Origin of the sequence: Nitrospira sp. T9, assembly GCF_052156535.1 — a bacterium.
GTDB lineage: Bacteria > Nitrospirota > Nitrospiria > Nitrospirales > UBA8639 > Nitrospira_E.
Genome location: NZ_JBQKUP010000044.1, coordinates 195,560 through 222,147, shown reverse-complemented (window position 1 = coordinate 222,147; position 26,588 = coordinate 195,560). Strand labels below are relative to the sequence as shown.

General features: G+C 49.3%; 23 protein-coding genes. 10 read left to right on the top strand and 13 right to left on the bottom strand.

Features of this window, described 5'->3' with window-relative positions; translation table 11 throughout:
- Positions 1-176: 176 nt before the first annotated feature.
- A complete protein-coding gene (gene treZ, locus ACTRXD_RS22095; RefSeq protein ID WP_442433930.1) occupies positions 177-2,054 on the top strand; it encodes a malto-oligosyltrehalose trehalohydrolase in 1,878 nt (625 codons plus the stop codon).
- Between the two features lie 84 nt (positions 2,055-2,138).
- Here the strand turns inward: treZ and glgB are convergent, their stop codons facing one another.
- Positions 2,139-4,343, bottom strand: a complete 2,205-nt coding sequence (gene glgB, locus ACTRXD_RS22090; RefSeq protein ID WP_442433929.1) for a 1,4-alpha-glucan branching protein GlgB — start codon at positions 4,341-4,343, stop codon at positions 2,139-2,141.
- Positions 4,344-4,399: 56 nt separating this feature from the next.
- Between glgB and ACTRXD_RS22085 the strand changes: the two genes are divergently transcribed.
- The 5 genes from ACTRXD_RS22085 to ACTRXD_RS22065 all read left to right on the top strand — a co-directional run bounded on the left by ACTRXD_RS22085 (position 4,400) and on the right by ACTRXD_RS22065 (position 10,610).
- Positions 4,400-4,681 (top strand): LapA family protein, encoded by a 282-nt coding sequence (locus ACTRXD_RS22085; protein WP_312747003.1) that lies wholly within the window; start codon positions 4,400-4,402, stop codon positions 4,679-4,681.
- 6 nt (positions 4,682-4,687) lie between these two features.
- A complete protein-coding gene (glgC, locus tag ACTRXD_RS22080; protein ID WP_442433928.1) occupies positions 4,688-5,980 on the top strand; it encodes a glucose-1-phosphate adenylyltransferase in 1,293 nt (430 codons plus the stop codon).
- A 10-nt stretch (positions 5,981-5,990) separates the two neighbouring features.
- Positions 5,991-8,897, top strand: a complete 2,907-nt coding sequence (gene treY, locus ACTRXD_RS22075; RefSeq protein ID WP_442433927.1) for a malto-oligosyltrehalose synthase — start codon at positions 5,991-5,993, stop codon at positions 8,895-8,897.
- Between the two features lie 290 nt (positions 8,898-9,187).
- Positions 9,188-9,496: a YtxH domain-containing protein gene (locus tag ACTRXD_RS22070; protein ID WP_312746995.1), complete on the top strand. Its 309-nt coding sequence runs from the start codon at positions 9,188-9,190 to the stop codon at positions 9,494-9,496.
- Between the two features lie 157 nt (positions 9,497-9,653).
- Positions 9,654-10,610 (top strand): cation diffusion facilitator family transporter, encoded by a 957-nt coding sequence (locus tag ACTRXD_RS22065; RefSeq protein WP_442433926.1) that lies wholly within the window; start codon positions 9,654-9,656, stop codon positions 10,608-10,610.
- Here ACTRXD_RS22065 and ACTRXD_RS22060 read toward each other — a convergent pair.
- A complete protein-coding gene (locus ACTRXD_RS22060) occupies positions 10,607-11,149 on the bottom strand; it encodes a phosphatase PAP2 family protein (protein WP_442433925.1) in 543 nt (180 codons plus the stop codon). The two genes, ACTRXD_RS22065 and ACTRXD_RS22060, sit on opposite strands and share 4 nt — an antisense overlap.
- A gap of 106 nt (positions 11,150-11,255) precedes the next feature.
- Here ACTRXD_RS22060 and ACTRXD_RS22055 point away from each other — a divergent pair, with 106 nt between their 5' ends.
- The gene (locus ACTRXD_RS22055; RefSeq protein ID WP_442433924.1) at positions 11,256-12,038 is read left to right on the top strand and encodes a TatD family hydrolase; all 783 of its coding nucleotides are present in this window, start codon (positions 11,256-11,258) and stop codon (positions 12,036-12,038) included.
- Here the strand turns inward: ACTRXD_RS22055 and ACTRXD_RS22050 are convergent.
- The gene (locus ACTRXD_RS22050; protein WP_442433923.1) at positions 12,022-12,567 is read right to left on the bottom strand and encodes an NYN domain-containing protein; all 546 of its coding nucleotides are present in this window, start codon (positions 12,565-12,567) and stop codon (positions 12,022-12,024) included. The two genes, ACTRXD_RS22055 and ACTRXD_RS22050, sit on opposite strands and share 17 nt — an antisense overlap.
- A gap of 138 nt (positions 12,568-12,705) precedes the next feature.
- Here ACTRXD_RS22050 and ACTRXD_RS22045 point away from each other — a divergent pair, with 138 nt between their 5' ends.
- From ACTRXD_RS22045 to ACTRXD_RS22035, 3 genes are all read left to right on the top strand, one after another.
- Complete coding sequence (locus tag ACTRXD_RS22045; protein WP_442433922.1) at positions 12,706-13,950, top strand: N-acetylmuramoyl-L-alanine amidase family protein; 1,245 nt, start codon at positions 12,706-12,708, stop codon at positions 13,948-13,950.
- A 143-nt stretch (positions 13,951-14,093) separates the two neighbouring features.
- The gene (gene truA / locus ACTRXD_RS22040) at positions 14,094-14,828 is read left to right on the top strand and encodes a tRNA pseudouridine(38-40) synthase TruA (protein ID WP_442433921.1); all 735 of its coding nucleotides are present in this window, start codon (positions 14,094-14,096) and stop codon (positions 14,826-14,828) included.
- A gap of 182 nt (positions 14,829-15,010) precedes the next feature.
- Positions 15,011-16,285: a Glu/Leu/Phe/Val family dehydrogenase gene (locus ACTRXD_RS22035; protein ID WP_442433920.1), complete on the top strand. Its 1,275-nt coding sequence runs from the start codon at positions 15,011-15,013 to the stop codon at positions 16,283-16,285.
- A gap of 63 nt (positions 16,286-16,348) precedes the next feature.
- Here the strand turns inward: ACTRXD_RS22035 and ACTRXD_RS22030 are convergent, their stop codons facing one another.
- The 10 genes from ACTRXD_RS22030 to ACTRXD_RS21985 form a co-directional block, all read right to left on the bottom strand.
- Positions 16,349-17,272, bottom strand: a complete 924-nt coding sequence (locus tag ACTRXD_RS22030; RefSeq protein WP_442434050.1) for a class I fructose-bisphosphate aldolase — start codon at positions 17,270-17,272, stop codon at positions 16,349-16,351.
- A 122-nt stretch (positions 17,273-17,394) separates the two neighbouring features.
- Entirely contained in the window at positions 17,395-18,045 is a 651-nt protein-coding gene (gene cysE / locus ACTRXD_RS22025) for a serine O-acetyltransferase (RefSeq protein ID WP_312746973.1), read from the bottom strand.
- Between the two features lie 47 nt (positions 18,046-18,092).
- Entirely contained in the window at positions 18,093-18,575 is a 483-nt protein-coding gene (ispF, locus tag ACTRXD_RS22020) for a 2-C-methyl-D-erythritol 2,4-cyclodiphosphate synthase (protein ID WP_442433919.1), read from the bottom strand.
- 56 nt (positions 18,576-18,631) lie between these two features.
- Positions 18,632-19,336 carry a 2-C-methyl-D-erythritol 4-phosphate cytidylyltransferase gene (gene ispD / locus ACTRXD_RS22015; RefSeq protein ID WP_442433918.1) on the bottom strand — a complete coding sequence of 235 codons (705 nt, stop codon included), beginning with the start codon at positions 19,334-19,336 and terminating at the stop codon, positions 18,632-18,634.
- Entirely contained in the window at positions 19,329-20,354 is a 1,026-nt protein-coding gene (locus ACTRXD_RS22010; RefSeq protein ID WP_442433917.1) for a PIN/TRAM domain-containing protein, read from the bottom strand. The genes ispD and ACTRXD_RS22010 overlap by 8 nt, the downstream gene beginning before the upstream one ends.
- 16 nt (positions 20,355-20,370) lie before the next feature.
- Positions 20,371-21,378: a class 1 fructose-bisphosphatase gene (fbp, locus tag ACTRXD_RS22005; RefSeq protein ID WP_442433916.1), complete on the bottom strand. Its 1,008-nt coding sequence runs from the start codon at positions 21,376-21,378 to the stop codon at positions 20,371-20,373.
- A 259-nt stretch (positions 21,379-21,637) separates the two neighbouring features.
- Positions 21,638-23,035, bottom strand: a complete 1,398-nt coding sequence (locus ACTRXD_RS22000) for a phosphomannomutase/phosphoglucomutase (RefSeq protein ID WP_442433915.1) — start codon at positions 23,033-23,035, stop codon at positions 21,638-21,640.
- A gap of 23 nt (positions 23,036-23,058) precedes the next feature.
- Positions 23,059-24,507, bottom strand: coding sequence for a mannose-1-phosphate guanylyltransferase/mannose-6-phosphate isomerase (locus ACTRXD_RS21995; protein WP_442433914.1), 1,449 nt, complete (start codon positions 24,505-24,507; stop codon positions 23,059-23,061).
- A 134-nt stretch (positions 24,508-24,641) separates the two neighbouring features.
- Entirely contained in the window at positions 24,642-25,202 is a 561-nt protein-coding gene (locus ACTRXD_RS21990) for a KdsC family phosphatase (protein WP_442433913.1), read from the bottom strand.
- A 900-nt stretch (positions 25,203-26,102) separates the two neighbouring features.
- Complete coding sequence (locus ACTRXD_RS21985; protein ID WP_442433912.1) at positions 26,103-26,390, bottom strand: hypothetical protein; 288 nt, start codon at positions 26,388-26,390, stop codon at positions 26,103-26,105.
- Between the last annotated feature and the right edge of the window lie 198 nt (positions 26,391-26,588).

Genomic DNA, 26,588 nt, shown 5'->3' with positions numbered 1-26,588 from the left:
CGGATATCGGGAATAGCGGGGGACGATAATACAGCATATCTCAAAATGGGGCAAACCTAATCAGACCCTTCTGCAGTTTCATGTACAGGTCTTCAGGTTTTTTGTTAAACTTCATTCGTTCCATCCTCCACCAGCCAACAATCTAATCGGAAAATACTAAAAGGGAGGCACCACGTTTGGAAAAATTAGAGGCAGTTGGATGGCAATTAGACCTGGGCGCCTCGTATACCGACGCCTCATCTGTGGAGTTTCGGGTGTGGGCACCCAAGGCCCAGGCGGTGGACGTCAAAATCATGGGAAGTACCGGGGAAGCGACACCCCTTACGCAGGAATCCTTTGGATATTGGAAAGGCACCGTGCAAGACCTTTCCCCAGGCACCCGCTATCACTATGTATTAAATCATACCATTGAACGTCCTGATCCAGCTTCCCGATCGCAACCGGACGGCGTTCACGGCCCTTCCGAAATTATCAATCCTTTGGCATTTTCCTGGACCGATACAGCCTGGCGTGGCCTGCCCCTCGATCAATTCATCATTTACGAACTCCATACCGGAACCTTCACCCAGGACGGAACCTTTGATGCCATCATCAGCCGTCTGCCATATTTGCGTGACCAGATTGGCATTACCGCCATTGAACTCTTACCGGTGGCGCAATGTCCTGGGTCCAGAAACTGGGGATACGATGGAACCTTTCTCTTTGCTCCGCAACACAACTATGGTGGACCCGATGGCCTCAAGCGATTGGTCAATGCCTGTCATGCAGCCGGTCTCGCGGTGATCATGGACGTGGTCTACAATCACCTGGGTCCGGAAGGCAATTACCTTGGTGATTTTGGTCCATACTTTACCGACACCTATAAAACCCCATGGGGGAGCGCCCTCAACTACGATGGACCCGATAGTGATGCTGTCAGACATTTTATGATCAGCAATGCGGTCTATTGGATTCATGAATACCACATTGATGCATTACGGCTAGATGCGATTCACGGCATCTTCGACTTCAGCGCCAAGCATCTTCTTCAGGACATCGGAGAAGCCGTCCATACGGAGGGAGAACGACTCAAGCGCCAGGTTCAGGTCATTGCCGAAAGCGATTTGAATGATGTCCGCATCATTTCGCCTCCCTCACGAGGGGGATATGGGTTGGACGGGCAATGGAGCGATGACTTTCATCATGCCCTGCATGCCCTGCTCACAAATGAGCGTAAGGGCTACTATGAAGACTTTGGACAACTCAAAGACCTGGGTAAGGCTCTACGGGAAGGCGTGGTCTATTCAGGACAATATTCTGCACATCGGCGACGGAAACATGGCAATTCCTTTAAACCCTGCTCACCAACACAACTTGTGGTATGCGCCCAAAATCATGATCAAATCGGCAATCGCGCACAGGGAGACCGACTCAGTAGCTTGGTGAGTTTTGAAGCTCTCAAAGTCGCCAATGCCACCGTGCTGCTTTCACCATATCTTCCTCTTTTATTTATGGGAGAAGAATACGGCGAAACCGCTCCTTTTTTGTATTTCATCGACCACGGGGATCCTGCGTTAATTGAAGCCGTCCGACAGGGGAGAACCAGGGAATTTTCCGCATTCGGATGGACGGACATTCCTGATCCTTATGCTCAAGAGACCTTCGATCATTCAACCATTCATCCTTGTCTTGAGACCAATCCCCAGCAACACGCCCACGCGCGGTGGTGTCAGGCGTTGATTCACCTGCGCAAATCAATTCCCGCATTAGGCACCGGAGCGAAAGGCCACAGAATCCAGATTGGGTCACATGCGAAAAGTCAATTGCTGATTATTCATCGCCGTGCTAAACAGGGCCACGAGGCACTGGTCCTTTTGGGATTTCACCACAAGGCCTCCTTAGCGTTAGTCAAACTTCCAAAAGGGAATTGGGAATCCCGCCTGGATAGTGGAACCTTCGTCTCTGGCGATCGGGAAGAACTCCTGGCTCCCTCCAATCTATCCATTCAGAATGTGGAGCAGGTCTCTCTCAAGCTTCCACCCTACCCCGCCTGGATTTTTCTGAAATCTGACTAGGTTCAGGCCAAGACCATTAAGGCGAGAGCATACTGAAAAAGATCGCTCCCTCTTTGTCCGGGGTATTGCAGATATCTTGAAAATCTAAACAGGCTTAAAAAAGACTGCGGCTAAAGGCGGAAGGGTAATAACCACAGAAAACGGCTGGCCATGCCAAGGCATGTCTTCGGCCTGTACTCCTCCTGCATTCCCCATATTGCTTCCACCATACGCCTCAGAGTCACTGTTCAAAAGCTCACGATAATATCCGGCGGTGGGCACCCCCATTCGATAGGCTTCTCGAGGAACAGGGGTGAGGTTCAGGCCACAGACCACAATATCGGAAGGATCTTTGGCGCGCCTGAAATATGTGAGCGTCGAATGATCACTGTCATGTAGATCGATCCACTGAAACCCCGTCCAATCATAATCAACTTGATGGAGCGCGGGTTGTGAGGCATATAATCGATTGAGATCAGCCACATAACGCTGGAGACCCTGATGCCGATCATACTCAAGTAGATGCCATTGTAGGCTATCATCATGGTTCCATTCCCACCATTGGCCGATCTCGCAACCCATGAATAACATTTTCTTTCCAGGATGACCCCACATGTGTCCATACAAGGCCCGCAAATTCGCAAAGCGCTGCCATTCGTCCCCGGGCATTTTATCCAGAAGCGATTTCTTGCCATGGACTACTTCATCATGAGAAAGCGGGAGGACAAAGTTTTCGGTGAATGCATAGACCAATCCGAAGGTCACATTATGTTGATGAAATCTCCGATAAATAGGATCCAGACTAAAATAATCCAGGGTATCGTGCATCCACCCCATATTCCATTTAAACGTAAATCCCAACCCTCCGACATAAGTCGGCTTGGAGACCCCAGGCCATGCTGTGGATTCTTCGGCAATCATCACAATGCCGGGATGTTCCTGATGAGCCACGGTATTGAGCTCTTTCAAAAACTCCACTGCTTCAAGATTCTCTCTCCCCCCGAATTTATTGGGAATCCATTCGCCGGCTTTTCGGGCATAATCGAGATAGAGCATCGATGCCACGGCATCCACCCTTAGGCCATCAATGTGGTACCGGTCAAACCAGCTGAGTGCGCTATTGATCAGAAAGTTTTTGACTTCGGTCCGACCGTAATTAAAAATTCGGCTATTCCATTCTGGATGAAATCCGAGCCGCGGGTCCGAATGGTCATACAAATTTGTCCCATCAAACCAGGCCAAGCCATGGGGATCTTCCGGAAAGTGCGCAGGAGCCCAATCCATCAGGACCCCGATTCCGGCCTGATGACAGGCATCCACAAATGCCATAAACTCGACAGGAGTGCCAAACCGACTTGTGGGTGCAAAATACCCGGTGGCCTGATACCCCCAAGACCCGTCAAAGGGATGTTCCGTTACCGGCATCAGCTCAATGTGGGTAAACCCCATGTCCTTCACATAGGGAATGAGGGCTTCCGATAATTCTGAGTAAGTCAGCCATCGAGACCCTTCCTCTGGGACACGTCTCCAGGATCCCAAATGCACCTCATAGATGGACCAAGGCTGAGTGAGGGGATCCCAATTTTGCCTGGATGCCATCCACTCACCGTCCCGCCATTCATATCCCGAAAGATCACGGACAACGGAGGCCGTTTTGGGTCGTAATTCAGCTGAGGAAGCATACGGGTCCGCTTTCAAAAACGGCGCATCCCCATTTTGGGGTAAAATTTCAAATTTATACACCGCACCAGCATTCATATCAGGAATGAATAACTCCCAAATTCCACCACCTCCGCGGCTTCTCATCGGATGCCGACGCCCATCCCATTCATTGAAGTCTCCGACCACGCTGACCCGTTTGGCATTGGGTGCCCACACAGCAAAGTTGACCCCCGGAACATCCTGATGGGTGCAAACTTGCGCCCCAAGCTGTTCATAACCTCTATAAAGCTTGCCCTCACCGAACAAATGTAAATCAAAATCTGAAATACGTGGAAGAAACGCATAGGGGTCATGACGTTGACTGGATTTTCCCTGCCGATCGACAATGCGAAATTGGTAATCCGTGCCCAATGAATGCCCCTCCCATCGAGCTTCAAACACTCCAGCAGGATGCACGAGCTTCATGGGAAAAGGGGTGTTGCCATTTCGGCCAGGAAGCACCGCAACTTCGGCAGCGTCAGGTAGAAAAGCCCTGATGCAAACACCAGAAGAATCCGTCGATTCCCCTCGATGAGGACCCAACACAGAAAACGGATCCCATTCAGTGGCAGAAACCAGACGTTGAAAACGATTTGAGAGCGTTGGCATTGCCAATGACTCCTTTCTGTGTTAATTAACACCATCCTAACATAACAAAAGGGACTATGTATTCTGCACTGTTGGCCTTGCTGCTTCTGTTGTTCTTTGCGGTTGCTTTTTCGATACAAAACTCCGAACCCATTATTCTGAACTTTTTCGCCTGGACCATTCAAGGGTCCCGGGCCCTGATGTTGCTCTCAGCTTTGGCATTAGGTGTCGGCCTGACCGTACTGGCTGCATTGCCCATCTATATAAAAAAAATCCGCCTGATCGCCAAGCAACAAAAAACGATTGCGACACTGGAACAATCCGTCGCCCAGTTCACCAATCCTCCGTCCAACACCTAAATCTGTATGAAAAGTTCTTCCGGACCTCGCCGCAAAAAAATCATCGAACGGACGCCACAAAAAATCCTTGCCATGATCATGGCCGGTGGCAAAGGGGAACGGCTCATGCCGTTAACTGAACAACGAAGTAAGCCATCCGTGCCTTTTGCCGGCACCTATCGTATTGTCGATTTTGTCCTCAGCAATTTTATTAATTCCGGCATCCAGGCCATGTACGTGTTAGTGCAATACCGTTCACAATCCTTGATTGAACACCTGAGAAGGGCCTGGCGTTTTGGTGGCACCAATCGACAAAACTTTATTACGGTCGTCCCTCCTCAGATGAAGGGACGCGGAAAATGGTATGAGGGGACAGCAGATGCCGTCTATCAGAATATTAATCTTATCCAGGATTTTGCGCCAGGATTGGTGGCCGTCTTCGGAGCTGATCATATTTACCGGATGGATGTGCGGCAGATGATCCAATTTCATCTTGACCAGGAAGCGGATGTGACCGTCGCGTCGCTTCCCGTTCCGATTCAGGCGGCAAAGGGTTTCGGAATTGTCGAAGTCAATGCCGACCATCAAATTATCGGATTTGAGGAAAAGCCGGCCTCCCCCAAACCCATGCCCGAAAATTCCGGGATGGCGTTTAGTTCGATGGGAAATTATATTTTTAATGCCGACATTCTTGTGAAAATCCTGGAACAAGATGCCAGTCAAGCTGGCACACACGATTTTGGCAGGAACATTATTCCGTCGCTCATCAAATCCCACCGGGTCCTCGCTTATGACTTCATGGAAAATGTGGTTCCCGGCATCCATCCTTACGAGGAATGGGGGTACTGGCGCGATGTGGGAACCCTGGAGGCCTATTGGCAAGCGAACATGGATATCTTGGGTGAATCGCCGATCCTTGACTTACGAAATGTCAAATGGCCTATTCTGACCGATGCGTCCGTTGAACCCGTTGCCAGTCTAGTCCGATCCCACATGGATGATGCCATGGTCGGCCAAGGCAGCCTCGTCGTAGACAGTACGGTGAAACGTTCCATTATTGGACGCAATGTCAGAATTGGAGAAGGCTGTACCATTGAAGAATCAATTATTCTTGATGGGACACTCATTGGCTCCAATTGCCATCTCCATCGTTGTATCATTGACCGATTTAACATTATCTCGTCCGGAACCCTACTGGGCGACAAACACGGACGAGACAGTCGACGATCCGCAGCCGGGAAGCTCGGCCTCACTCTCTTCCCTCGTGGGCAATCATATGGCGGACGGGCCATCCATTCCTCGCCCTCCTCTTTAACATAAAGGAGGGAGCATGACTCCTCTGCCTCTCCACATTCCGCTCTCGACCTATCGCCTTCAATTTAACGCGTCATTCACATTCCAGGACGCCTCTCGCATTCTCCCTTATTTGTCTCAACTTGGCATTACCGACTGCTACGCCTCTCCCTATCTGAAAGCCACTCCAGGGAGCACTCATGGATACGACGTGGTCGATCCCACGGAATTAAATCCGGAGATCGGGACGGAGGCCGATTATCAGGCATTTATCCAAGCACTCCACCAACATGGCATGGGTCAGATACTGGACGTCGTCCCGAATCATATGGGAATAGCCGCGTCGACGAATCTTTGGTGGCAGGATGTCTTGGAAAATGGTCCTTCTTCCCATTACGCCACATTTTTCGATATTGACTGGACACCGGTGAAACCGGAATTAGAAAACAAGGTGCTTCTTCCCATTCTCGGAGATCAATACGGCATTGTTCTTGAAAACCAGGAAATCATCCTCCACTATGACGACGGGCAATTTTTCCTCACCTACTATGAAAATCGTCTGCCCATTGATCCCTGCACGTGGAGTACCATTCTGACCTTCAGGCAAGACACCCTTAACCAAAGCCTGGAAAATTCTGATCCGCACTTGCATGAATACCAAAGCATTATCACCGCTCTTTCTCATTTGCCGGCCAGAACCGACACGGAAGCCGAGCGTGTTGCCGAACGATACCGGGAGAAAGAGGTGATCCGCCGCCGCCTTTCCACGGTGATTGCCGACAATTCAACTATTCGCCATTTTCTGCTGGAGAACATTCGGTTACTTAATGGCATGAAGAACTCTCCCCGCACATTCGATGTCCTCGACCGCCTGGTGAGTCACCAAGCCTATCGCCTGGCCTATTGGCGGGTCGCCGCTGAAGAAATAAATTATCGCCGGTTTTTTGACATTAACCAATTGGCGGCCATTCGCATGGAGCAACCGGAAGTCTTCCAAGCGGCCCATCAAAAAATATTTGAATTATTAACATCCGGTGCCGTGAATGGACTGCGAATTGATCATGTCGACGGGCTGTATAATCCAAGAGCCTTTCTGGCCCAGTGGCAACAATGGGCGGCTGAACATTTGGAGGTTCAGGCCGACACCCAAGGCCGCTCCCTCTATCTCCTCGTTGAAAAAATCCTGGGTACAGAGGAACGTCTCACTTCCGATTGGCTGTGCCATGGCACAACTGGATACGACTACCTTGCCCTCGTCAATCAATTATTCATCCAGGAAACCCACCAACGACAGATCGAACAGATCTACACCCGATTTACCAAACAGTCGCTCCACTATGACGATCTGATCTACGACTGCAAAAACCTCATCATGACCAGTTCCATGTCAGGAGAAATCAATGCCTTGGGGCATCAGCTGAATGTCCTCTCCGAGCGAAACCGGCGTTCACGGGACTTTACGCTCAATAGTCTGATCCATGCGATCCGCGAAATCATTGCCTGTTTCCCGGTGTACCGAACCTATATTGGACCCGATCCTCTCGAAGGCGTTCTGGATCGTGATCGCGCGTATATTCGGCTAGCAGTAGCCCGAGCTAAACGACGCAATCCCGCCATCAGCAACCTGGTTTTCGATTTTATCCGCGATCTCCTCTTGAGAATTCCCCAGAATTCACCGGATCTTGATTGGGAGGTAATTCGCCCTTTTGTCATGAAATTCCAGCAAACGACAAGCCCGGTCACGGCGAAAGGCGTTGAAGATACTGCCTTCTATTGTTACAACCGCCTCACATCTCTCAATGAAGTCGGCGGCGAGCCGCAACACTTTGGAGTCCCGCTTTCAACATTTCACCAATACATGCAGGACCGGGCCACCCAATGGCCGGCAAGCCTCTCCTCCACGTCCACCCATGACACAAAACGCAGCGAGGATGTCCGGGCTCGAATCAATGTGTTGTCGGAAATTCCCAAAGAATGGCGGCAACATCTTCGAACCTGGAATCGGCTGAACAAAAAAGCCAAGCAAACAATCAATGATCAACGGGCACCGAGCTTGAATGAAGAATATTTGATTTACCAGACGCTGCTCGGCATCTGGCCTTTGGGTGGCCTCTCAGAACCGGCTCAACCTCAATTCTTGGGGCGCATGCAGGGGTATATGGTTAAAGCCTTACGGGAAGCGAAAGTGAACACCAGCTGGTTAAACCCCGATGAAGCCTGGGAAAACGCTGTCGGGGAATTTCTTTCCCGCATTCTTTCTCTCAGACATTCAAATGTCTTTCTTCAAGATTTCATCCCCTTTCAACAACGCATTTCCAAATATGGCATCTATAATTCTCTGAGTCAGGTCCTTATTAAAATCCTTGCTCCAGGTGTCCCCGATTTTTATCAAGGCACGGAGCTTTGGGATTTCAGTCTGGTCGACCCAGACAACCGACAACCCGTGGATTACCTCTTCAGACAACAACGGCTGTCTGAATTACAACATTTGCAACAGACGACTGCTCCTCTCGACCTTGTCCAGACATTATTACAGGATGCGGAAAGCGGCCTGATCAAATTGTATTTGACCACTACCGCGCTTCATATCCGGAAGAGCCACCCCCACGTATTTCTGGAAGGATCGTATCTGCCCCTGGAATTCAAGGGGGAACACGCCCATCATGTGTGTGGATTCATGAGACAAAATCACTCACATATCTATTTGGTCATATTCCCGCGACTGTTAACGACTCTCATCCCCGACCAGACCATCAGTCCGCTCGGCGAATCCATATGGGGACACACTTCGATGCGGCTCCCTCCGGAATTCGCGACACACTCGTTTCGTAATCTCTTGACCCAAGAAATTGTCACTCCACAAAATAGCCCGAGCATGGTAGGATTACCCCTAGGAATGCTTTTTCAACATTTTCCTTTTGCCCTATTGGAGCCCGCCTCATGACTATGAGCAAATTGAACACGGCACACGCTGCGGACCAAGAATCATACTCTGATCAGTCCACGCCGGAGGGAGAATTAGGCTGGGAGGGACACGTCCATTTTTCTGAGGACGTCCCACTATGGAAACGAGTTTTGGACACATGGCCTGAACTCCGAACGGGCTTATCCTACAGTCTTATCTTTGCCTCTGGAGTTCTCTTGGGAGGAGCTATCATGGCAATGGCCTCATCGAAGAATCATGAGGACCGGTCATAACAATCAAACAAAGCATTACCAGGGAGGAAATTCACGATGGATGAGCATACGACGCAAGGCGACTCATGTTGGGTTAATACATTTGTCTTTATTGCAGGATTTCTATTGGGCGCCGGTAGCGCCATACTTTTGACCCCTGAGGCAGGGACTCACGTGCGTGACCGATTGGCACGAGGTGCGAAGACCGCACAGGACGAATTTTCAGATATGGCTTCTCAAACGAAAGAGGCCGTGCATGCCTGGTCTGAAGAGGCCAGAAAAACCATGAAACAGGCGGCCACACGAGTCAACTCCGCTGTGGATGCTACCAAACAGGCCGTCAAAACCGACTCCTTCGACGTGTAAATATCGCACCCGCCGCCTAGAAGGGAGGGGGGACTTCCCCCTTCACCATTCTCAACCTCGCAAGTGCCGGGATCACTCCATTCCGTTTGTGGTAAGACGAAGGAAGGCTTGCCTCTTCCCATTGTCCAGAATTGAGAATCATGCGAGAGTAGATCCTATGACACCTTCAGAGTTGAACGCCTCCCCACTCACGTATCGACTTAAGCTGGGCCTCGTCCTCAATGGCATCATCATTCTCGCTGAATTCATCGGCGGTTATGCGATCAATAGTCTTGGGCTCATGAGCGATGCCGGGCACAATTTGATCGATCAAGGCTCTCTGTTATTAGCCTTGTATGCACATATTCTGGCCACCCAACCCGCCACGGAACATCGGACGTTTGGCTACCACCGCGCTGGAACCATTGCGGCGTTTCTCAATAGCCTTTTGTTAATTTTCACAGGGGGAATTATTGGAGTGTTTGCTCTCGACCGGATGTTTTCACCGGTTGACGTACCTGGCTTTTGGGTGATGGTGATCGCCGGTATCAGCTTGATCGCCAATCTTGCCGTCGCCCTGTTATTACGTCGGGGAGCCGAAGATGACCTGAATATTCGCGGGGCTTTTCTTCATATGGTGATGGATGCCTGGATGTCTCTTGGCGTCATCATCGCCGGATTGGGTATCGCCCTGACCGGCTTCACCATTTTAGATCCTCTGATCAGTCTGCTCATAGTCATCATTATTGTGAAAGGCAGTTGGCCACTCTTTCGTGAGTCGCTGGATATTTTATTGGAATCGACGCCCCCTCACCTCAAAACATCAGATATTGTCGCTACGATTGAAAACATTCCTGGTGTCAGAAAAGTTCATGATCTGCATATCTGGTCGGTTGAACCCCGCATTGTGATGTTGACGTGTCACGTATTGGTAGACATCGAGTCGGTTCCGGATAAAGATCAACTACTCCAGCCCATTCAATCAACACTCTCTTCGAAATTCGGCATTCATCACTTAACCATTCAATTGGAAACCGAATGCCAGGAGCAAGAGGACCTGCATTGCAATCTCAGTTACCTGACGAACGGCTCAACTGGCGCAGAACCCATACCTCCTCATCTGCACCATCATTAACTCACCATGGGTTTCCTTCGAAACACCCGCGTCTTGAGTAAATATCCCACCCCACCTCCTAACAACGCCCCAAGACCAACTCCGACCAACACGTCTGTCACATAATGGGCACCCAGAAACACACGAGACAATCCAATCAGGCCAAGGAGTGGCCACAATACCCACCCTAACGCGGGATAGAGCATGACAAGAAAGCTAATAGCCGTGCCTGAATTCAACGCGTGATTGGACGGCATACTAAAAGCCCCCCCACACCCGACTAATTCATGAATGTGCTCGAGAACCTGACAAGGCCGTGGACGACCAATCAAGACTTTCATCTGGCCGCCCAGGAAATCACTCAAGCCGATAAGGAGCCCTAAACAGGGAATCGCGAGTCTGGCTTCGTCCCATTTCATCCATCCCCAATAGCCCACGAGCAAGATACCAGGAATCACCAGATTGCTTTCCCGCGACACCTGAAGCATGAACCAATCCAATCCAGCAAACTGACCGGCCCACCCATTAATCGACGCAAACCATAATTCATCGATATTCATCGTTGTCCCACACCTATTCCGTACTTGTCCTCAGCAGACACGATATCCTGCAGGAAATTGGACGGATATGATAAGGTACAGTTTTTTAACAAGAAAGGCCTTCTTCATGCTGATCGATACTCATGTTCATTTAGACGATCCCCGTTATGATCCAGATCGAGACGCCATATTTCAACGTGCCCAGGAAGCCGGTGTTGAAAAGTTTGTCACGATTGGATGCGATCTTGCTACAAGTCATGCAGCCGTGCAATTAGCCAAGAGCCAACCCAATGTGTATGCCACGATCGGGGTCCATCCCCATGAAGTAAAACGCATTGAGCCCAATTGGTATGCGGAATTCCGGCAACTGGCCCAGCAACCAAAGGTCGTCGCCTTCGGCGAAATCGGGCTTGATTATCATTACGATCACTCTCCTCGGGAAACCCAACGTCAACGATTTCGTGAACAAATTGAATTGGCGCAATCACTCACCCTTCCACTGGTGATTCACACACGTGAAGCGCAAGAAGATACGATGGCAATCATGCAAGAAGCACATGCCGAAAAAGTGGGCGGCGTCTTTCATTGTTTTTCAGAGGATCTGGCGTTTGCCAAACGTGCCTTGGACCTGGGCTTTCATCTCTCATTTTCAGGAATCATTACCTTTCGCAATGCCTCTCAGTTACATGAAGTGATTCGCACGGTCCCCGATGACCGGTTGCTCATTGAAACCGATGCTCCCTATCTGACTCCCGTGCCGTTTCGAGGAAAACGTAACGAATCGTCCTATGTCACCTATGTGGCAGAACAGATTGCGAAAATTAAATATGGTGACTCTGACACAGGATTGGCACGAGTAGCCGAACTGACCACCAATAATGCCTGTCAGCTCTTTAAAATTTCTTCATGATCCGATTGCGTTGACGCAACTTCTTGGGAAGTTTTCGGGGATTGCCCTTCTTCTCTTTTGATCGGACCAGCTCCTCATCACTATCCTTTTGGGAGAGGCCCCCTCGGGATCGACTTACCGGTGATCCTTGAATACCCGAAGTAGCCAGGCGTGTGACAAATTCTTGAGACCTGATCGAAAATGCCCCAAAAGCTTTTGCCACCGCTATCACTTCAAGATCCGAAGAGACGACTGCGACCCCTTTCCCATGGCTCCGGATAAAATCCTGAATCACCCCATCTGCCTTTTCACCCTGGCCTGTATAAATAACTGTCACACCATTCCGGTGGATGACCTGCCGACTCGCTCCAGATTGTTGCCAGGCATCAAAAACTAAGGTGATTAGATTGTGGAGTTTGTGCCCATACAGGCCTACCCGCACAATAAACTCCTCTCGCCGATGCTCCCCCTGTTCAACGACCCGATGGGGCGGGAGCCCCATTGCGCCCAACACATTATATCCATCGATGATCAAATGTTTCGGTGCCACTGTGGTTCCTTCATAATGCGATGCATGGTTTACCCATAATGATGGAGTCTACCCGCAATAGGACCTGCTTCGAAAGCGCTTCTTCCCTTGACAAGAAGGCGATCTTCTGCGAAAAAAGAAAGGAACGGTTTACTATCTATGCCTTCCATTCGAATGATATCCCTTTATTCCTGCATCGGCATAGTGTTCCTGTTGGGATCTCTTTCCCTGGCTGGGGGAGCAACAGAAACTCGACCATTCGCCGGAGATGAAACCCAACCACTGATTCATCTTATTGCACAATCACCACCGTCAACCTCCATCCGCAATATTCGTGCTCATCGCCATAAAAACTATACCCGTGTTGTGTTAGACCTCACTCGTTCCGTCCATCCAGCGCCCCAAGAGCATCAAACGGCCACAACATTTGAATTGGAACTTCCCAACACCAAATTTGCGAACCCTGCCGTTACCAAATCAACAGCAGACTCCCTTCCTTTAGAATTGGACCTTTCCACCACTTCTTCCGGATCCATTCTTCTCAGCATACCCATTGACGGGTGGAAACGCTATAAGTGGTATGTCCTCAAAAATCCTGCTCGAATCGTTCTTGACTTGTATCCCATAACTGAGACGTCATCTCTCGCCCGTGCGCCGGACAGGAGCATACCGGGTTCTCCGGTGGTTCCTCCGCCAACTCCGCCACCACCTGTCATAAAAAAAGATCTGGTGATCGTGATTGATCCGGGACACGGAGGAAAAGACCCTGGGGCCTTGGGACGCAAAGGCACGAGAGAAAAGGATGTGGTCTTACATGTGGCGAATCATTTGCGAGACCTGCTCGCTAAGGAAGGTTCCACGAAAGTCTTCATGACTCGGGAAACGGATGTCTTCATCGAATTGGAAGACCGGGCAACATTTGCCAATACGCACAAGGCGGATCTTTTCGTCTCGATTCACATTAACTCCCATTCCCAGAGGTCGGTGAAAGGTTTAGAATTCTATCATTTTGGTGAAGCCAGTGACCCGCGAGCCCTTGCTGTCGCTGCACGGGAAAATGGCACCCCTCTGGAAAAAAATGCCGCACCCTGGCAATTTATCCTTGCCGACAAACTTAATGATAAAAAAATTGACGATTCCCGTGAGTTAGCATGGACAACCAAAAATTCCCTGGTGAAATTCTTGGATAACTTTTATAAAATCAAAGATCATGGGATTAAAACAGCTCCATTCTTTGTGCTGCGAATGACTACCATGCCTGCCATCTTGGCGGAGATTGCCTTCATCTCCAATCCAACGGAAGAAAAGCTTTTACAAAGTTCTACCTATCAAAAGCGAGTGGCCGAGGGCATATTTAAGGGACTTCAATCCTACATTACCCCCTTACAAACCGCTTCCCGATAGCCGGAACTGTCCCGCCTTCTTCAATTGACTTCCTCTGGCTTCACGCTCCCATAACTATCAGCACACTGTAATATCATGATCTCCACGCCCATAGCTTTCATGACGCCGAAGCCCGTTTCGTCATCCTCCTTCCCCTTCGAATCATGGCCACGATTAAACTAATAATCGAATATGACGGAACGGCTTACGTTGGATGGCAACGACAACCCAATCAGCCAACCATACAAGCCGCACTAGAAACAGCGCTCACACGCATCACCCAACAACACATTTCTGTCATCGCCGCTGGACGAACCGACGCGGGCGTCCATGCCCGTGGACAAGTCGTCAGCTTTCAATCTGACAGACCCATTCCAATTCATAAGTGGAGACTCGCAATTAATAGCGCCCTTCCGCACGACATTTCTGTCCTGTCGAGTGAAGAGGTTCCTGAATCGTTTCATGCTCGCTATAGTGCAAGGGAAAAATTGTACGAATATCGGATCTCCAGACATCCCGCCCGCCCGGCTATCGATCGGAATCGTGTCTGGCACCTACCCTATGACCTGGATATCCCGGCCATCCGGCAGGCCATGTCTGACTTGATAGGTTCCCATGACTTCACCTCATTTCAAGGCCCACGTGCCGGTACATCGGATCCCATGTGCGTCGTGTCCCAAGTTTCCCTCAGTTCGGATCTCACGTCCCTGATCATTCAGATTCAGGCCAATCGATTCCTGAAGCAAATGGTTCGGGCGATTATCGGCACCCTGACCGAAGTCGGACGACACAAAAGATCACCGGATTCCATGCAAGATATTCTTCAGGCTAAAGACCGACGGGCTGCAGGAGAAACCGCTCCTCCCCAAGGGCTTTATCTTCTTCAGGTGTTCTACTGAACCCTCACGAGGATATAAAAAAACCCTGCCATGAATCTTGCCGAATGGCCCATCTACACCGCTTGTCTTTCCCGCAATAGGTCTCGGACCGTTACTTTTCCAGGGAAAGAAACTACTTACGGTGAAATTCCTGATATACTTAAGAATCAGGACTTCAAATTTCATCTCACCGGATACCTCGTATGAACACTGACTTTGCTCCAGAGTTTAATCATCCAACATTCCGCTTGGCTGTGGCCCAATTTGATCAGGCCGCGCATCATATGAATCTAGACTCAGGCCTTCTCGATCGTCTCAAAGCCCCTCAACGGTCTCTCTGCGTCAGCATCCCTGTCCGAATGGATAACGGAAGGGTTCAAATCTTCCGTGGCTATCGTGTGCATCATGATGTAGCCCGCGGCCCCACAAAAGGCGGCATTCGCTATCATCCCGATGTCAGCCTTGGAGAAGTCGCGGCCTTGGCCATGTGGATGACCTGGAAAACCGCGTTAGCGGGGTTGCCGTTTGGTGGAGCCAAAGGGGGAGTCGCCGTCAACCCCTCACTTCTTTCACCAGCTGAGTTAGAAGGCGTAACCCGGCGCTACGTCGCAGAAATTTTTCCATTATTAGGACCGGACAAAGATATCCCTGCTCCGGATATCGGCACTAATCAGCAAGTCATGGGATGGATAATGGATACTTTTAGTCAGCAGGTGGGATTTACCGTCCGTGGGGTGGTCACGGGCAAACCCCTTTCAATTGGAGGCACCCTGGGGAGGGAAGAAGCAACTGGCCGTGGTGTGGTGGATGTCACATTGGAAGTCTTACGTCATTTTGGTCTGTCCACTTCAGACACAACGGTGATCATTCAAGGATTTGGAAACGTGGGATCTCATACTGCGCGAATCCTTCATCAGGAAGGGGTAAAAATACTGGCCATCAGCGATCAGCTGGGCGGGCTGTATAACCAAAAAGGTCTGGATATTCCAGGTATTCTCTCTCACCTGGAGACCGAGAAAGCGTCGATTCCTTCTCTTAAACAATTTGGAGAACCGATTTTTAACGAAGACCTACTCCTGCTCCCCTGCCATGTGCTCATTCCAGCTGCCGTATCTGAACAAATCACCGTCAATAACGCATCACGCCTTCAATGCCAGTACCTGATCGAGGCAGCTAACGGCCCAACAACTCTCGAAGCGGATGCCATTTTGCAGGAACGAGGAATTTTTGTTGTCCCGGATATTCTCGCCAATGCCGGTGGAGTCATTGTCTCATATTTTGAATGGGTGCAGGACGCCCAACGATTTTCGTGGCAGGAATCAGATATCCACAGCCGACTCAGGAACATCATTACCGCGGCTTTTCACCGCATACTCTATCATGCGGAAGAGAAAAAACTGACAATGAGAACCGCTGCATTGATCGCAGGAATTGAGGAAGTAGCTCAAGCCCACCAATGCCGAGGGTTATATCCCTGATTCCACGACCTTCTCGGACCAATTTAATTGGGTAGACCTTTCTCAACCTGACTGCTGCAATCTTTATGAAAGTTCTCCGGAATAGATCTTCATGACGGTTGAGAGAAATTCAAGAGCCTGTGGTCTCGGCCGTTGAAAGGAATTTCTCCCAATAATGGATCCAAACCCTCCACCGTCCCGTATTCCTCTAGCTTCATCGAAAATTTTCTGATCTTCCCCTTTGGCCCCGCCCGAAAAGATGACAATGCGTCGCCCCTGAAAAGTACTCTGCACCACATGGCGGATACGTTCCGCTGGGGTGCTAATAGGGATCTTTTCGGCCTCGTACACTTTTTTTGCCGCCGCCTGCTCAATATGATTTGAAGGCACCTTCACTTTGATAATGTGAGCTCCGAGTTGGGCCGCAATTTGTGCGGCGTAGGCGACGACATCAATTCCGGTTTCCCCTTCCTTGCTGAGGCCTGCTCCACGTGGATACGACCACACCACCACCGCCAATCCGTGGGACTTGGCCTCTTGGGCAATTTCCCGCAGATGATTATACATTTCCTGGCTATGGGCAGACCCTGGATAAATCGTATATCCCACTGCACAACACCCTAAGCGTAGTGCATCGTGGACACTCCCGGTAATTGCGGAATTGGGATCCTTGCTTTCAAACAGTGAATCATTATTGTTCAATTTCAGTATGAGTGGAATTTGACCGGCATATTCTGCTGCCCCCGCCTCTAGAAACCCCAGAGGAGCCGCGTAAGCATTACAACCGGCATCAATTCCCAGCTGAAAATGATAGTGGGGGTCATACCCTGCAGAATTGACGGCAAAACTTCTTGCAGGACCATGCTCAAAGCCCTGGTCTACCGGTAGAATCACCAAACGACCGGTCCCGGCCAACCGCCCCGTCATCAACAACCTGGCAATATTTGCAAGAACTCCAGGAACATTTCCATCATAATTCCGTAATATTTCTTTGACTCGTGGTGTGATAACGTTGGATCCTTTCACAGAATATCCCTCCCTTTCAACAAAATATTCCCAGCGGTCAGACTTGTTGGGTAGTTTAGAAGACCTCTCCTTTTAAAACAATATAAAGCATTCCCTCGTATCCGTTACAATTCCTTCTCAGATTGTTCCATCTGTTTTCGTAGGGCAATGAGTTCTTGTTCCATCGCATCAAACCGTTCAGCTATCGGATCCGGAATATTGGCATGATCCATAGTGGCTTCAGGCACCCGATCTCCAATGGTTTTAATAATTCTGCCGGGTATCCCAATGACCGTTGAATTCGAAGGCACTGACCGAAGAACCACCGAATTGGCTCCAATTTTGACAAAATCTCCGATCGTGATATTCCCAAGCACTTTTGCTCCAGCTCCAACGACCACATGGTTTCCCAATGTTGGATGGCGCTTACCACGTTCTTTGCCGGTTCCACCCAGCGTCACGCCTTGAAAGAGGGTGACAAAGTCGCCCAGAACAGCAGTTTCGCCAATCACGACCCCCATCCCATGGTCAATGAAAAACCCTCGTCCAATCTGAGCGCCTGGATGAATTTCTATACCGGTCAGCCACCGAGCCAGTTGCGAAATTAACCGCGGAACAATGGGAATGTTTTTCCCCCATAACCAGTGAGCCACCCGATGAGCTAATAATGCATGAAAGCCTGAGTAGGCCAGCAAGACTTCCCAGCGACTGGTTGCCGCGGGATCGCGCTCAAAAACCGCATGGAGATCTTCAGTAATTCGTTTAACCCATCGCATACGCCCACCATACGGATATACCCCAAGGAAAAGGAAACGGCATCATTTCATAAGGGCGTTGTGCATTTAATGAGACAAATGGCCATTGTCGCAATGCCTTCTGTCCGCCCGATCATTCCAATTCCCTCACCACTTTTGACTTTGACATTGACCTGAGAAGGAGAAACCTGCAGCACTTTCGCAAGACTTTCTTGCATTGAGGCCGTATACGGGGCTAATTTCGGTGCCTGGGCTAAAATGACCGTATCCAGATTCACCAAGTAAAATCCTTTATCACGAAGGCTTTGTGCGACACTTCCTAGCATAACCAAACTCGAGAGATTTTTGAATTCTGGATTACTACTTGGGTACCGTGTTCCGAGATCTCCTTCTCCCATGGCTCCTAGAATGGCGTCACAAACGGCATGGGTTAAGGCATCAGCATCGGAATGCCCATCCAACCCTTGAGAATGGGGGACGACCACGCCACCCAAAATCAGGGGACGGCCTTCCCGGAAGGGATGAATATCATAACCTTGACCAACTCTCATATCACATCAAAGACGAGCGAAAAAAAATCCATTTAAATGGAGGCTAGCCTGAAATTTCACCTTCGGCTTCCAATCGTTCCTAAAATGGCTTCCCCAAACACCAGATCATCCGGCTTGGTCACTTTTATATTAAAACAACTCCCCTCCACAACGGAAACAGGGTAACCCATCCGTTCGATGAGGGCCGCATCATCGGTGACTTCCCATTGGTGTTGTTGCGCCTGTTGGTGTGCCTCAACCAACCAGTCATACCGGAACACCTGCGGTGTCTGAATCTGCCAGAGTTCTTCCCTCTTCAGCGTCTCTTGAATGATCCCAGATGCACCAACCCGCTTCACCGTATCATGGATCGGCATTGCCACCACTGCCGCCCCTGTTTTCCCGGCACAATCGATCACATTCCTGACCATGCGTTGGTCAATAAAGGGACGGACACCATCATGAACTAAAACCCCATCAGGTCGGTCGGAAATGGCCGCAAGTCCGTTTCTGACCGAATCCTGTCGCCGCACTCCTCCCGCCACCACTTTGGCGACTTTCTCTAGACCAAAAGGTTTCACAATTTTACGCCAGCAATACTCCCGGTCCGATGCCGGAACGGAGAGAATGACTTCGCGGATCTCCTCGAGTTGTTGAAAAATCTGGAGTGAATGCACTAAAAGAGGCAGATTTCCAAGAGTAAGATATTGCTTGGGAGTATTTCCTCCCATGCGGGTACCAAGGCCCGCGGCAGGAACCACCGCCACAACAGAATTAAACACGCGAGAAGCTTAACTCCTCGTGTTCAGTTTCTTCTTTCAGGCGGGTAAATATCATTCGGCCGGCACTCGTTTGCAGAACACTCGTCACAATCACATCCGCATTTTTGCCGATCCATCGCTTGGCATGGTCAACCACCACCATCGTGCCATCATCTAAGTAGGCCACACCTTGCCCGGCCTCTTTCCCTTCTTTCAAAACAAAAACTCGGATCGTCTCACCGGGAAGAACCACCGGTTTCAGCGCATTACACAAGTCATTAATGTTCAGCACCCTGACGCCTTGGATCCCGGCCACCTTATTGAGATTAAAATCATTGGTCAGCACCTTTGCATCCATTTGCTTGGCGAGTTCAATGAGTTTTGTATCCACCTCTTTCACATGAGGAAAATCATCTTCTACCAGATCTACCTTAATGTTGCTGACTTTTTGAAGGACATTCAAAATATCCAGTCCTCGTCTCCCACGTGCCCGCTTTAATCCATCAGAAGAATCCGAAATATGCTGTAACTCCTGGAGAATAAAATGTGGAACGACAAGGGTTCCCTCAATAAAGCCCGTTTCGCACAAATCTGCAATCCGACCATCTATGATGACGCTGGTATCCAGCAGTTTTTTGATGCGAACCGACTCCGTATCGCCTGTTGGAATGGCTGATGTGGCCCATCCTTCAGTGGCAAATCGTATTCCCATGATTAATCCCCAATAGGGTATTCCCAAAAAGATCGCTAAGCTGGCCAAAAGGGTAAAAACGGTATTAGGAGAGCGTGCGACTAAGCCCGTCACCGAAGCAATCAACCCCGCCACAAGGAGACCAACAACTAATCCGCCCCCTCCACACACGACGAATGGTAAAGGCGCGGCCTTCAATCGGTGTTCCACAGCCAGAATTATTGCACCAACCCCTGCCCCGATTCCCCCGCCCATGAGCAGAACACCTATTTGGCCATCGGTTGCTCCCCATGCCAAGGCCATACCTAAGACCACCCCAATGCCTACAAATATCATTCGCAACACCATAGGAGATTCTCCTTCCCTAGATCGGTGACTCAGACCGCAGGAACGCTTCAGCTTTGGTCACATCATCCTGACTGCCAATATATAAAGGGATTCTCTGGTGAAGGGCTTTCGGTATTAGTTGATTGACGGGCTCAACACCCGTACTCCCCATACCACCGGCTTGTTCAACCAAAAATGATAAGGGTGCGGCTTCATACATGAGCCTCAATTTTCCCTCAGGGTTTTTCTGCTCTCCCGGATACATATAGAGACCACCCTTACACAACACACGATGCACATCAGCCACAAAACACCCGGAATAACGGCTGGTGTATGGTCTGCCTGTCCGAACATCGACTTCGTGAAGATAGTGAAGAAATTGCTGAGTGCCGGCAGACCATTTTTGGTAATTACCTTCATTCACACTATAAATTTTCCCATGCTTGGGAATTTGAATATTTTTGGCTGAGAGGAAAAATTCCCCGGCCTCCTGATCCAACGTGAACTGGTGCACACCATGGCCGCAGGTATACACTAAAAGCACACTCGATCCATACAAGACATATCCGGCAGCCACCTGATCGCACCCTTTTTTTCGCAAAGCATCTTCAGAAGTGGGGAAACCCTCAACGGAAAGTCGGTGAATGGAAAAAATGGACCCTAAAGACGCGTTGACATCAATATTAGACGAGCCATCCAAAGGATCCAAAAAGACCGCATACCGTCCTTGACCATCGGCTTCTTTGATGAGGTAGGGCTTTTCCATTTCCTCTGAAACCAGCGTACTCACCAGTTCCATGTGCTCAAACACATCCAAAAATATCTGATTGGCCCGTTCGTCCAACTTTTGGACCTCTTCGCCTTGCACATTAATTAACCCCGTAGAACCCAGGAATTGACTCAATCCGGCTTTTCGAAGATCCTGGGCAATGAGTTTCCCACCCAGAGCAATTTGCATGATGATGCGGGAAAATTCACCGGAAGTTCCAGGAATAGGGGCTTGCTCACGGAAGGTGTGTGTCGATAAGGAAAAACGCGGAGTCATCAATCATGATCCATAGACGATACTAGAGGTTTTTCATTATATGCTTTTCCGAATAAAGGAGCAACGCACGTTCGAGAGAAAATCGCGTTTCGGTCGGAAAGGAATATTCTCACGGATAAATCCGGCTGACATATTAAACGCCGAGCTTTCATGGTGATGGATATCACAAGAGTTCTTGATCGAATCGACGATGCCTTCACCAGAAGCGGTTGAGAATGCCCACAGACACGATCAAAAGGTCATATAACCCGGGGAGAGCTTAGGTGGTGAGGTCTACCGTGGCTTCAGAAAGCTGTCCTTCCAGATAGGCCTGAATTTGAGTGAGATGAGTGTGGGAAGAGGCTTCAAAGCGAAGGACCAATGCTGGTTGAGTATTCGAGGCTCGAATCAGGCCCCATCCTTCGTCAAAACGGACACGAATGCCATCAATAGTGATGATGTCACGAATGGGCAAAACTGATATCGTCGAATTTTGCGTGTTAGCCGCATGCATCAAACGGTTTTTCACGATTTCGACTAATGAAAATTTTTGATCATCAGGACAATCTACTCGAATTTCAGGAGTCACCACCGTTTGAGGAATATCAGCCAACAGCGACGACAAGGGTTTTTTCCGTTTCACAAGAATTTCGATAAGCCGACAAGAAGCATAAATGGCATCGTCATATCCATAGTACCGATCGGCAAAAAACAGGTGACCCGACATCTCCCCGGCAAGCAACGCCTTTTCCTCTTTCATTTTGGCTTTGATGATGGAATGTCCCGTCTTCCACATAATACCCCGTCCACCCTGTTTTTGAATATCGTCATACAACCCCTGAGAGGCTTTCACCTCTGAAATAATGGAACACCCTGGATGATCATCCAGCACATCCCGGGCAAAAAGGAGCAATAACCGGTCACCCCACATAATCTGCCCCTGTTCATCAATGACGCCAATTCGGTCGGCATCACCATCGTACCCGATTCCCACATCAGCTCCGGTTTCTTTGACCTTCTTAATCAGGTCCTTGAGATTATCCAGCACAGTGGGGTCCGGATGATGGTTGGGAAAATGACCATCTAGCTCGCAATACAATCCGGTCACATCGCATCCCAATTGTTCCAAAGCTTCTTTGGCAAACAGAGACGCCGCCCCATTTCCGCAATCAATCACAACCCGAAGTCCCTGGGCTCTCAGCAAAGAAAAATGTTCTTGTAAAAACTTAAGATACTCAGGAATGATGGTTCGCGTTAACACCGTTCCTGACCCGGATGCGAACTCGCCGCTCTCATAAGTTGCCTGTAATTCTTGAATATCAGCCCCATACAGTGCTTCCCGGCCTATACACATTTTAAATCCATTATATTCCGAAGCATTGTGACTGCCGGTAATCATGATGCCTCCGTCAACATCACAGGAAAACAAAGAAAAATACAGTAAGGGGGACGCACATAGGCCAAGATCAAGTACATTGACCCCTGAACGAGTCAGGCCGGCAACAAGATGATTCCGAAGTGCTGGTGAAGTTAAACGGCCATCCCGGCCCACCGCGATATTGTGGACACCGCGTGCTCTCGCCAGGGTCGCATAGGCACGGCCGATTCGCTCAACCACATCAGGACCTAAATCGTGTGCAACAATCCCGCGAATATCATATTCCCGAAAAATTCCCATCCGCCTTTCGTTCCTTCCGAATCCTACCCAATGGGTCGTAATCGACCAAAATCGTCCTGAAGTCGAACGATATCATCTTCTCCAAGGTAGGGCCCATTTTGAATTTCAATTATCTCTAAAGGGATCTGCCCGGGATTTTCTAAACGATGCGGCGTTTCCTTGGCTATCCCAGTACTCATTCCTGCTTGCAAGTCGTAGACTTCTTCGCCACGAGTCACTCGGGCCGCCCCTGCAATGACCACCCAATGCTCACTGCGTTGATGATGAAGTTGAAGGGAAAGCCGTTTTCCAGGGCCGACTTCAATCCGTTTTACTTTGTAACCTTTTCCCTCTTCCATGACGGTATAGGAACCCCAAGGACGATGCACGGTTCGATGTTCTAAATGTTCAGGGGCGCCCTGTCGCTTCAACAGATTGACAATGGCTTTGACATCTTGCGCACGATCCTTCGGACAGACCAGGGTGGCATCGGGCGTATCCACCACCACCATATTGTTGAGGCCAATCGTTGCCACGACCCTTCGATCCGCAAACAGCACCGAATCGCGGCTTCCCAGATCTATAATATTCCCATTCCGGACATTTCCATCTTTATCCAAAGGCACCACTTCTTCCAAGCTGCTCCAACTCCCCACATCCGACCAACCAAAGTCTACCGGTATCACCACACTTCGAGAAGAACGCTCCATCACCGCATTGTCAATAGAAAGCGATTCGATTTTGGCGTAGACCTTCCGAAGGTGGGAGGGAAAATCCTCACGTCCCATCTTGCCTTGTAAACCAGTCAACAATTTGGATAAGGCCGGTTGATGAAAGGCTAATTCTGATAAAATTTGGGAAGCTTTCCAAACAAAAATACCGCTATTCCAAAAATAGTTTCCAGATCGAACATATCGTTTGGCAGTTGTGAGGTCCGGTTTTTCAACAAAGCGGGCCACCGAATACCCGATGAAGGGGCCCTTGACTCCGACCTTCATTCGCTTCAAAGGCTGAATATAGCCATACCCTGTTTCAGGACGAGTCGGCTGAATCCCAAACGTCACCAGATGCCCCCCCATCGCCAATTCACTGGCAAATTGTACGGCTCGCATAAATTTTTTGGAGGCCTTTACGACATGATCTGCCGGCACCACCACCATCACGGCATCAGGATCTTGATGTATCAATTGTAGGGCCGCGAGAGCGATCGCCGGTGCGGTATTTCTTCCTTCCGGCTCAAGGATGACATTTCCAGCAATATCATCTTTCCACTGATTGAGTTGAAGTTTGATGGATTCCGCTTGAACAGCGTTGGTGACAATTGCCATCCGATTCGCGGGGATATTCTGTAATAGACGATCAAACGTCTGTTGAAGGAGGGTTCCTTCTCCCAAAATTCTCAACAGTTGCTTAGGAAATCGTTCCCGGCTCAACGGCCAAAATCGGGTACCACTCCCCCCGGCTAAAATCACTCCATAGACATGAGGATTCATGTTCGGTCCTTCCCCTCCAATCGTTTCAAACGGTCCAATGGACCCAATGCAAGACCATACTCAAATGACTACGGGTTAAAAGCTCATAGATTGTCGGAATGTGCCATTCAAATATCCGCTAAATACCTGTAGGGCTACAGAGGGCCTTTTGCAGCCAAAATTCTATCGATAACCTCTCGAACAGCTCCCTCACCTCCCTTTTTTTTGCAGACATAATGCACAATCTGACGGACTTGCTCTACACAATCCGCGGGAGCCGCGGCGTACCCCACAGTTTTCAAGGCCTCCACGTCGTTCACGTCATCCCCAATGTAGGCCATTTGCGCAAAAGGAACCCCATACTTTTCAGACAAATGGCGGAGAATTACCACCTTATCCTTGGCACCTTGAAAAACTTCGGGAATGCCCAGTTTTTTTCCACGGCGAGCGACAATTTTGGTGTTTTCCATAGTAATGATAGCCGTGATCACCCCTTGTGCCTGTAAAAGTTTAATCCCCATACCATCACGCGTGTGAAACTTTTTCAATTCTTCACCCGATTCCCCATAGTACATGCCGGCATCGGTCAAAACCCCATCTACATCCGTTGCAAATAACCTCAGCTCTTTGAAAACTTTCTCTGGTCTATTTAACAATCGTGGAGAAACTTTTTTTTTGAGAGGACGTACTGTTTTTGCCCCTTTGGATTTGGACAAAGAAGCGATTCCGTGGTTTTTTCTCACCTGTTCATCTCTACCTTTCTATTTCACATTTCATAGGGCAATCCTAAATATACGCTTAAGTTTAAGGCATGCCTTCCGTTAAGACCACAGGAGGGATAGAATTCGTAGGCAGCCAACTTTAACAATCAATCGTCCGTTTTTTATTATTATTTCCGGAATGCAGTTTTGCAAAACCGGCTTAGACAAGGTTTACTTGTGAGTTCTTATTTTCGATTCCTCATAATCTTAGCTCTTTGTTCCGGTCTTCTTTCCTGTTCATCCCCCCAATCTCAGCAAAGACTGGACACTGTACTATGTTGGCTACGCCCCTCTTGCCTTCCTTCAGAGCTCCCATCCCCCAGCGAAAACATACCTCAAGCCGATACAGCCTCAGAGCCAATTAACACAGTCGTTTCCTCAGATGGGTCTCAACCCCTATCTCCGCAGGTTTCGTCTTATAGAATAAGAGATACCTCGGACTGTCTCACATCTGCCCAAATCACCGTTACGGCATCAAACCCTGTTGTCAGCATTTCGTATATTGAACCCACAACAAAAGCCAACGGCCAGACATTAACAAATCTTGCCAAGACTACCATTTACCAAGATATAGGAAAAGGATTACTCAAATATAAAGAGATCAAAGCGACCAATCCCGGAGGAGGGGGAACCATTCGAGAAAAAGTTTCGTTCAGTCTTAAACCGGAGGAAACCCTTCAGGCCACAATTTGCATAACCGCAACGGATACAAATGGCCAGGAGAGTTAAGCTTGCATAGGCTGAATCCCAAATTTCTTGAGTCTCATTTAACGTGGAGAAGCCAGGAGAGTGGTGTGCAGATGAGTAGTGCGAGGTCATTTGCTTAAAATGACGTTGTAAATCTTTCTCGTTTCATCACGGCTTGAGAGTAAATCCTTGTTGTTCCATACACTCACCTATTTCCAATCCCTCGGTAACCGAATCTCTCTTCCAATCACTCCCCTGTTCCGCAGAAACCAGGGCAACACAGGCTGAATGGGTTTCAATTGGATCCGCACCTCTTCCATCAGTGGAAACCCACTCCCCTAGTAGGCAGTCCCCATAGGGATGGCAAATACGATCCGCACGAGTGGAACCATGGTTCGGATGATAATACGATTCCCACATACTACACCCCCCCAGAAAAAAGGCACTTAGACACATGAGGGCTCCTCCCGCCCATCTTTGCCAAATCATTACTTTGCTAATCTCCAAAAAGCCTCAGCCATATTGGGAACTAAACAACCAGATGACATTCTTTGGTATCTCTATCGGACAGCCTGAGCTAAGAAATTAGGCCATTCGTTCCCCCTAATCAGTGCAGGGGGCATTAACCCTCTCAATTGATTTTTGATTCGCCTT

Excerpts from the sequence above, each read along its gene's own strand:
- ACTRXD_RS22070 (WP_312746995.1), top strand. The coding sequence starts at position 9,188 with ATGGATGAGCATACGACGCAAGGCGACTCATGTTGGGTTAATACATTT.
- ACTRXD_RS22085 (WP_312747003.1), top strand. The coding sequence starts at position 4,400 with ATGTATTCTGCACTGTTGGCCTTGCTGCTTCTGTTGTTCTTTGCGGTT.
- ACTRXD_RS22000 (WP_442433915.1), bottom strand. The coding sequence starts at position 23,035 with ATGGGAATTTTTCGGGAATATGATATTCGCGGGATTGTTGCACACGAT.
- ACTRXD_RS22045 (WP_442433922.1), top strand. The coding sequence starts at position 12,706 with ATGCCTTCCATTCGAATGATATCCCTTTATTCCTGCATCGGCATAGTG.
- glgB (WP_442433929.1), bottom strand. The coding sequence starts at position 4,343 with ATGCCAACGCTCTCAAATCGTTTTCAACGTCTGGTTTCTGCCACTGAA.
- ACTRXD_RS22060 (WP_442433925.1), bottom strand. The coding sequence starts at position 11,149 with ATGAATATCGATGAATTATGGTTTGCGTCGATTAATGGGTGGGCCGGT.
- fbp (WP_442433916.1), bottom strand. The coding sequence starts at position 21,378 with ATGACTCCGCGTTTTTCCTTATCGACACACACCTTCCGTGAGCAAGCC.
- ACTRXD_RS22035 (WP_442433920.1), top strand. The coding sequence starts at position 15,011 with ATGAACACTGACTTTGCTCCAGAGTTTAATCATCCAACATTCCGCTTG.
- ACTRXD_RS21985 (WP_442433912.1), bottom strand. The coding sequence starts at position 26,390 with ATGTGTCTAAGTGCCTTTTTTCTGGGGGGGTGTAGTATGTGGGAATCG.
- ACTRXD_RS22055 (WP_442433924.1), top strand. The coding sequence starts at position 11,256 with ATGCTGATCGATACTCATGTTCATTTAGACGATCCCCGTTATGATCCA.
- glgC (WP_442433928.1), top strand. The coding sequence starts at position 4,688 with ATGAAAAGTTCTTCCGGACCTCGCCGCAAAAAAATCATCGAACGGACG.
- ACTRXD_RS21995 (WP_442433914.1), bottom strand. The coding sequence starts at position 24,507 with ATGAATCCTCATGTCTATGGAGTGATTTTAGCCGGGGGGAGTGGTACC.
- ACTRXD_RS22065 (WP_442433926.1), top strand. The coding sequence starts at position 9,654 with ATGACACCTTCAGAGTTGAACGCCTCCCCACTCACGTATCGACTTAAG.
- ACTRXD_RS22010 (WP_442433917.1), bottom strand. The coding sequence starts at position 20,354 with ATGGTGTTGCGAATGATATTTGTAGGCATTGGGGTGGTCTTAGGTATG.
- ispF (WP_442433919.1), bottom strand. The coding sequence starts at position 18,575 with ATGAGAGTTGGTCAAGGTTATGATATTCATCCCTTCCGGGAAGGCCGT.
- truA (WP_442433921.1), top strand. The coding sequence starts at position 14,094 with ATGGCCACGATTAAACTAATAATCGAATATGACGGAACGGCTTACGTT.
- cysE (WP_312746973.1), bottom strand. The coding sequence starts at position 18,045 with ATGCGATGGGTTAAACGAATTACTGAAGATCTCCATGCGGTTTTTGAG.
- treY (WP_442433927.1), top strand. The coding sequence starts at position 5,991 with ATGACTCCTCTGCCTCTCCACATTCCGCTCTCGACCTATCGCCTTCAA.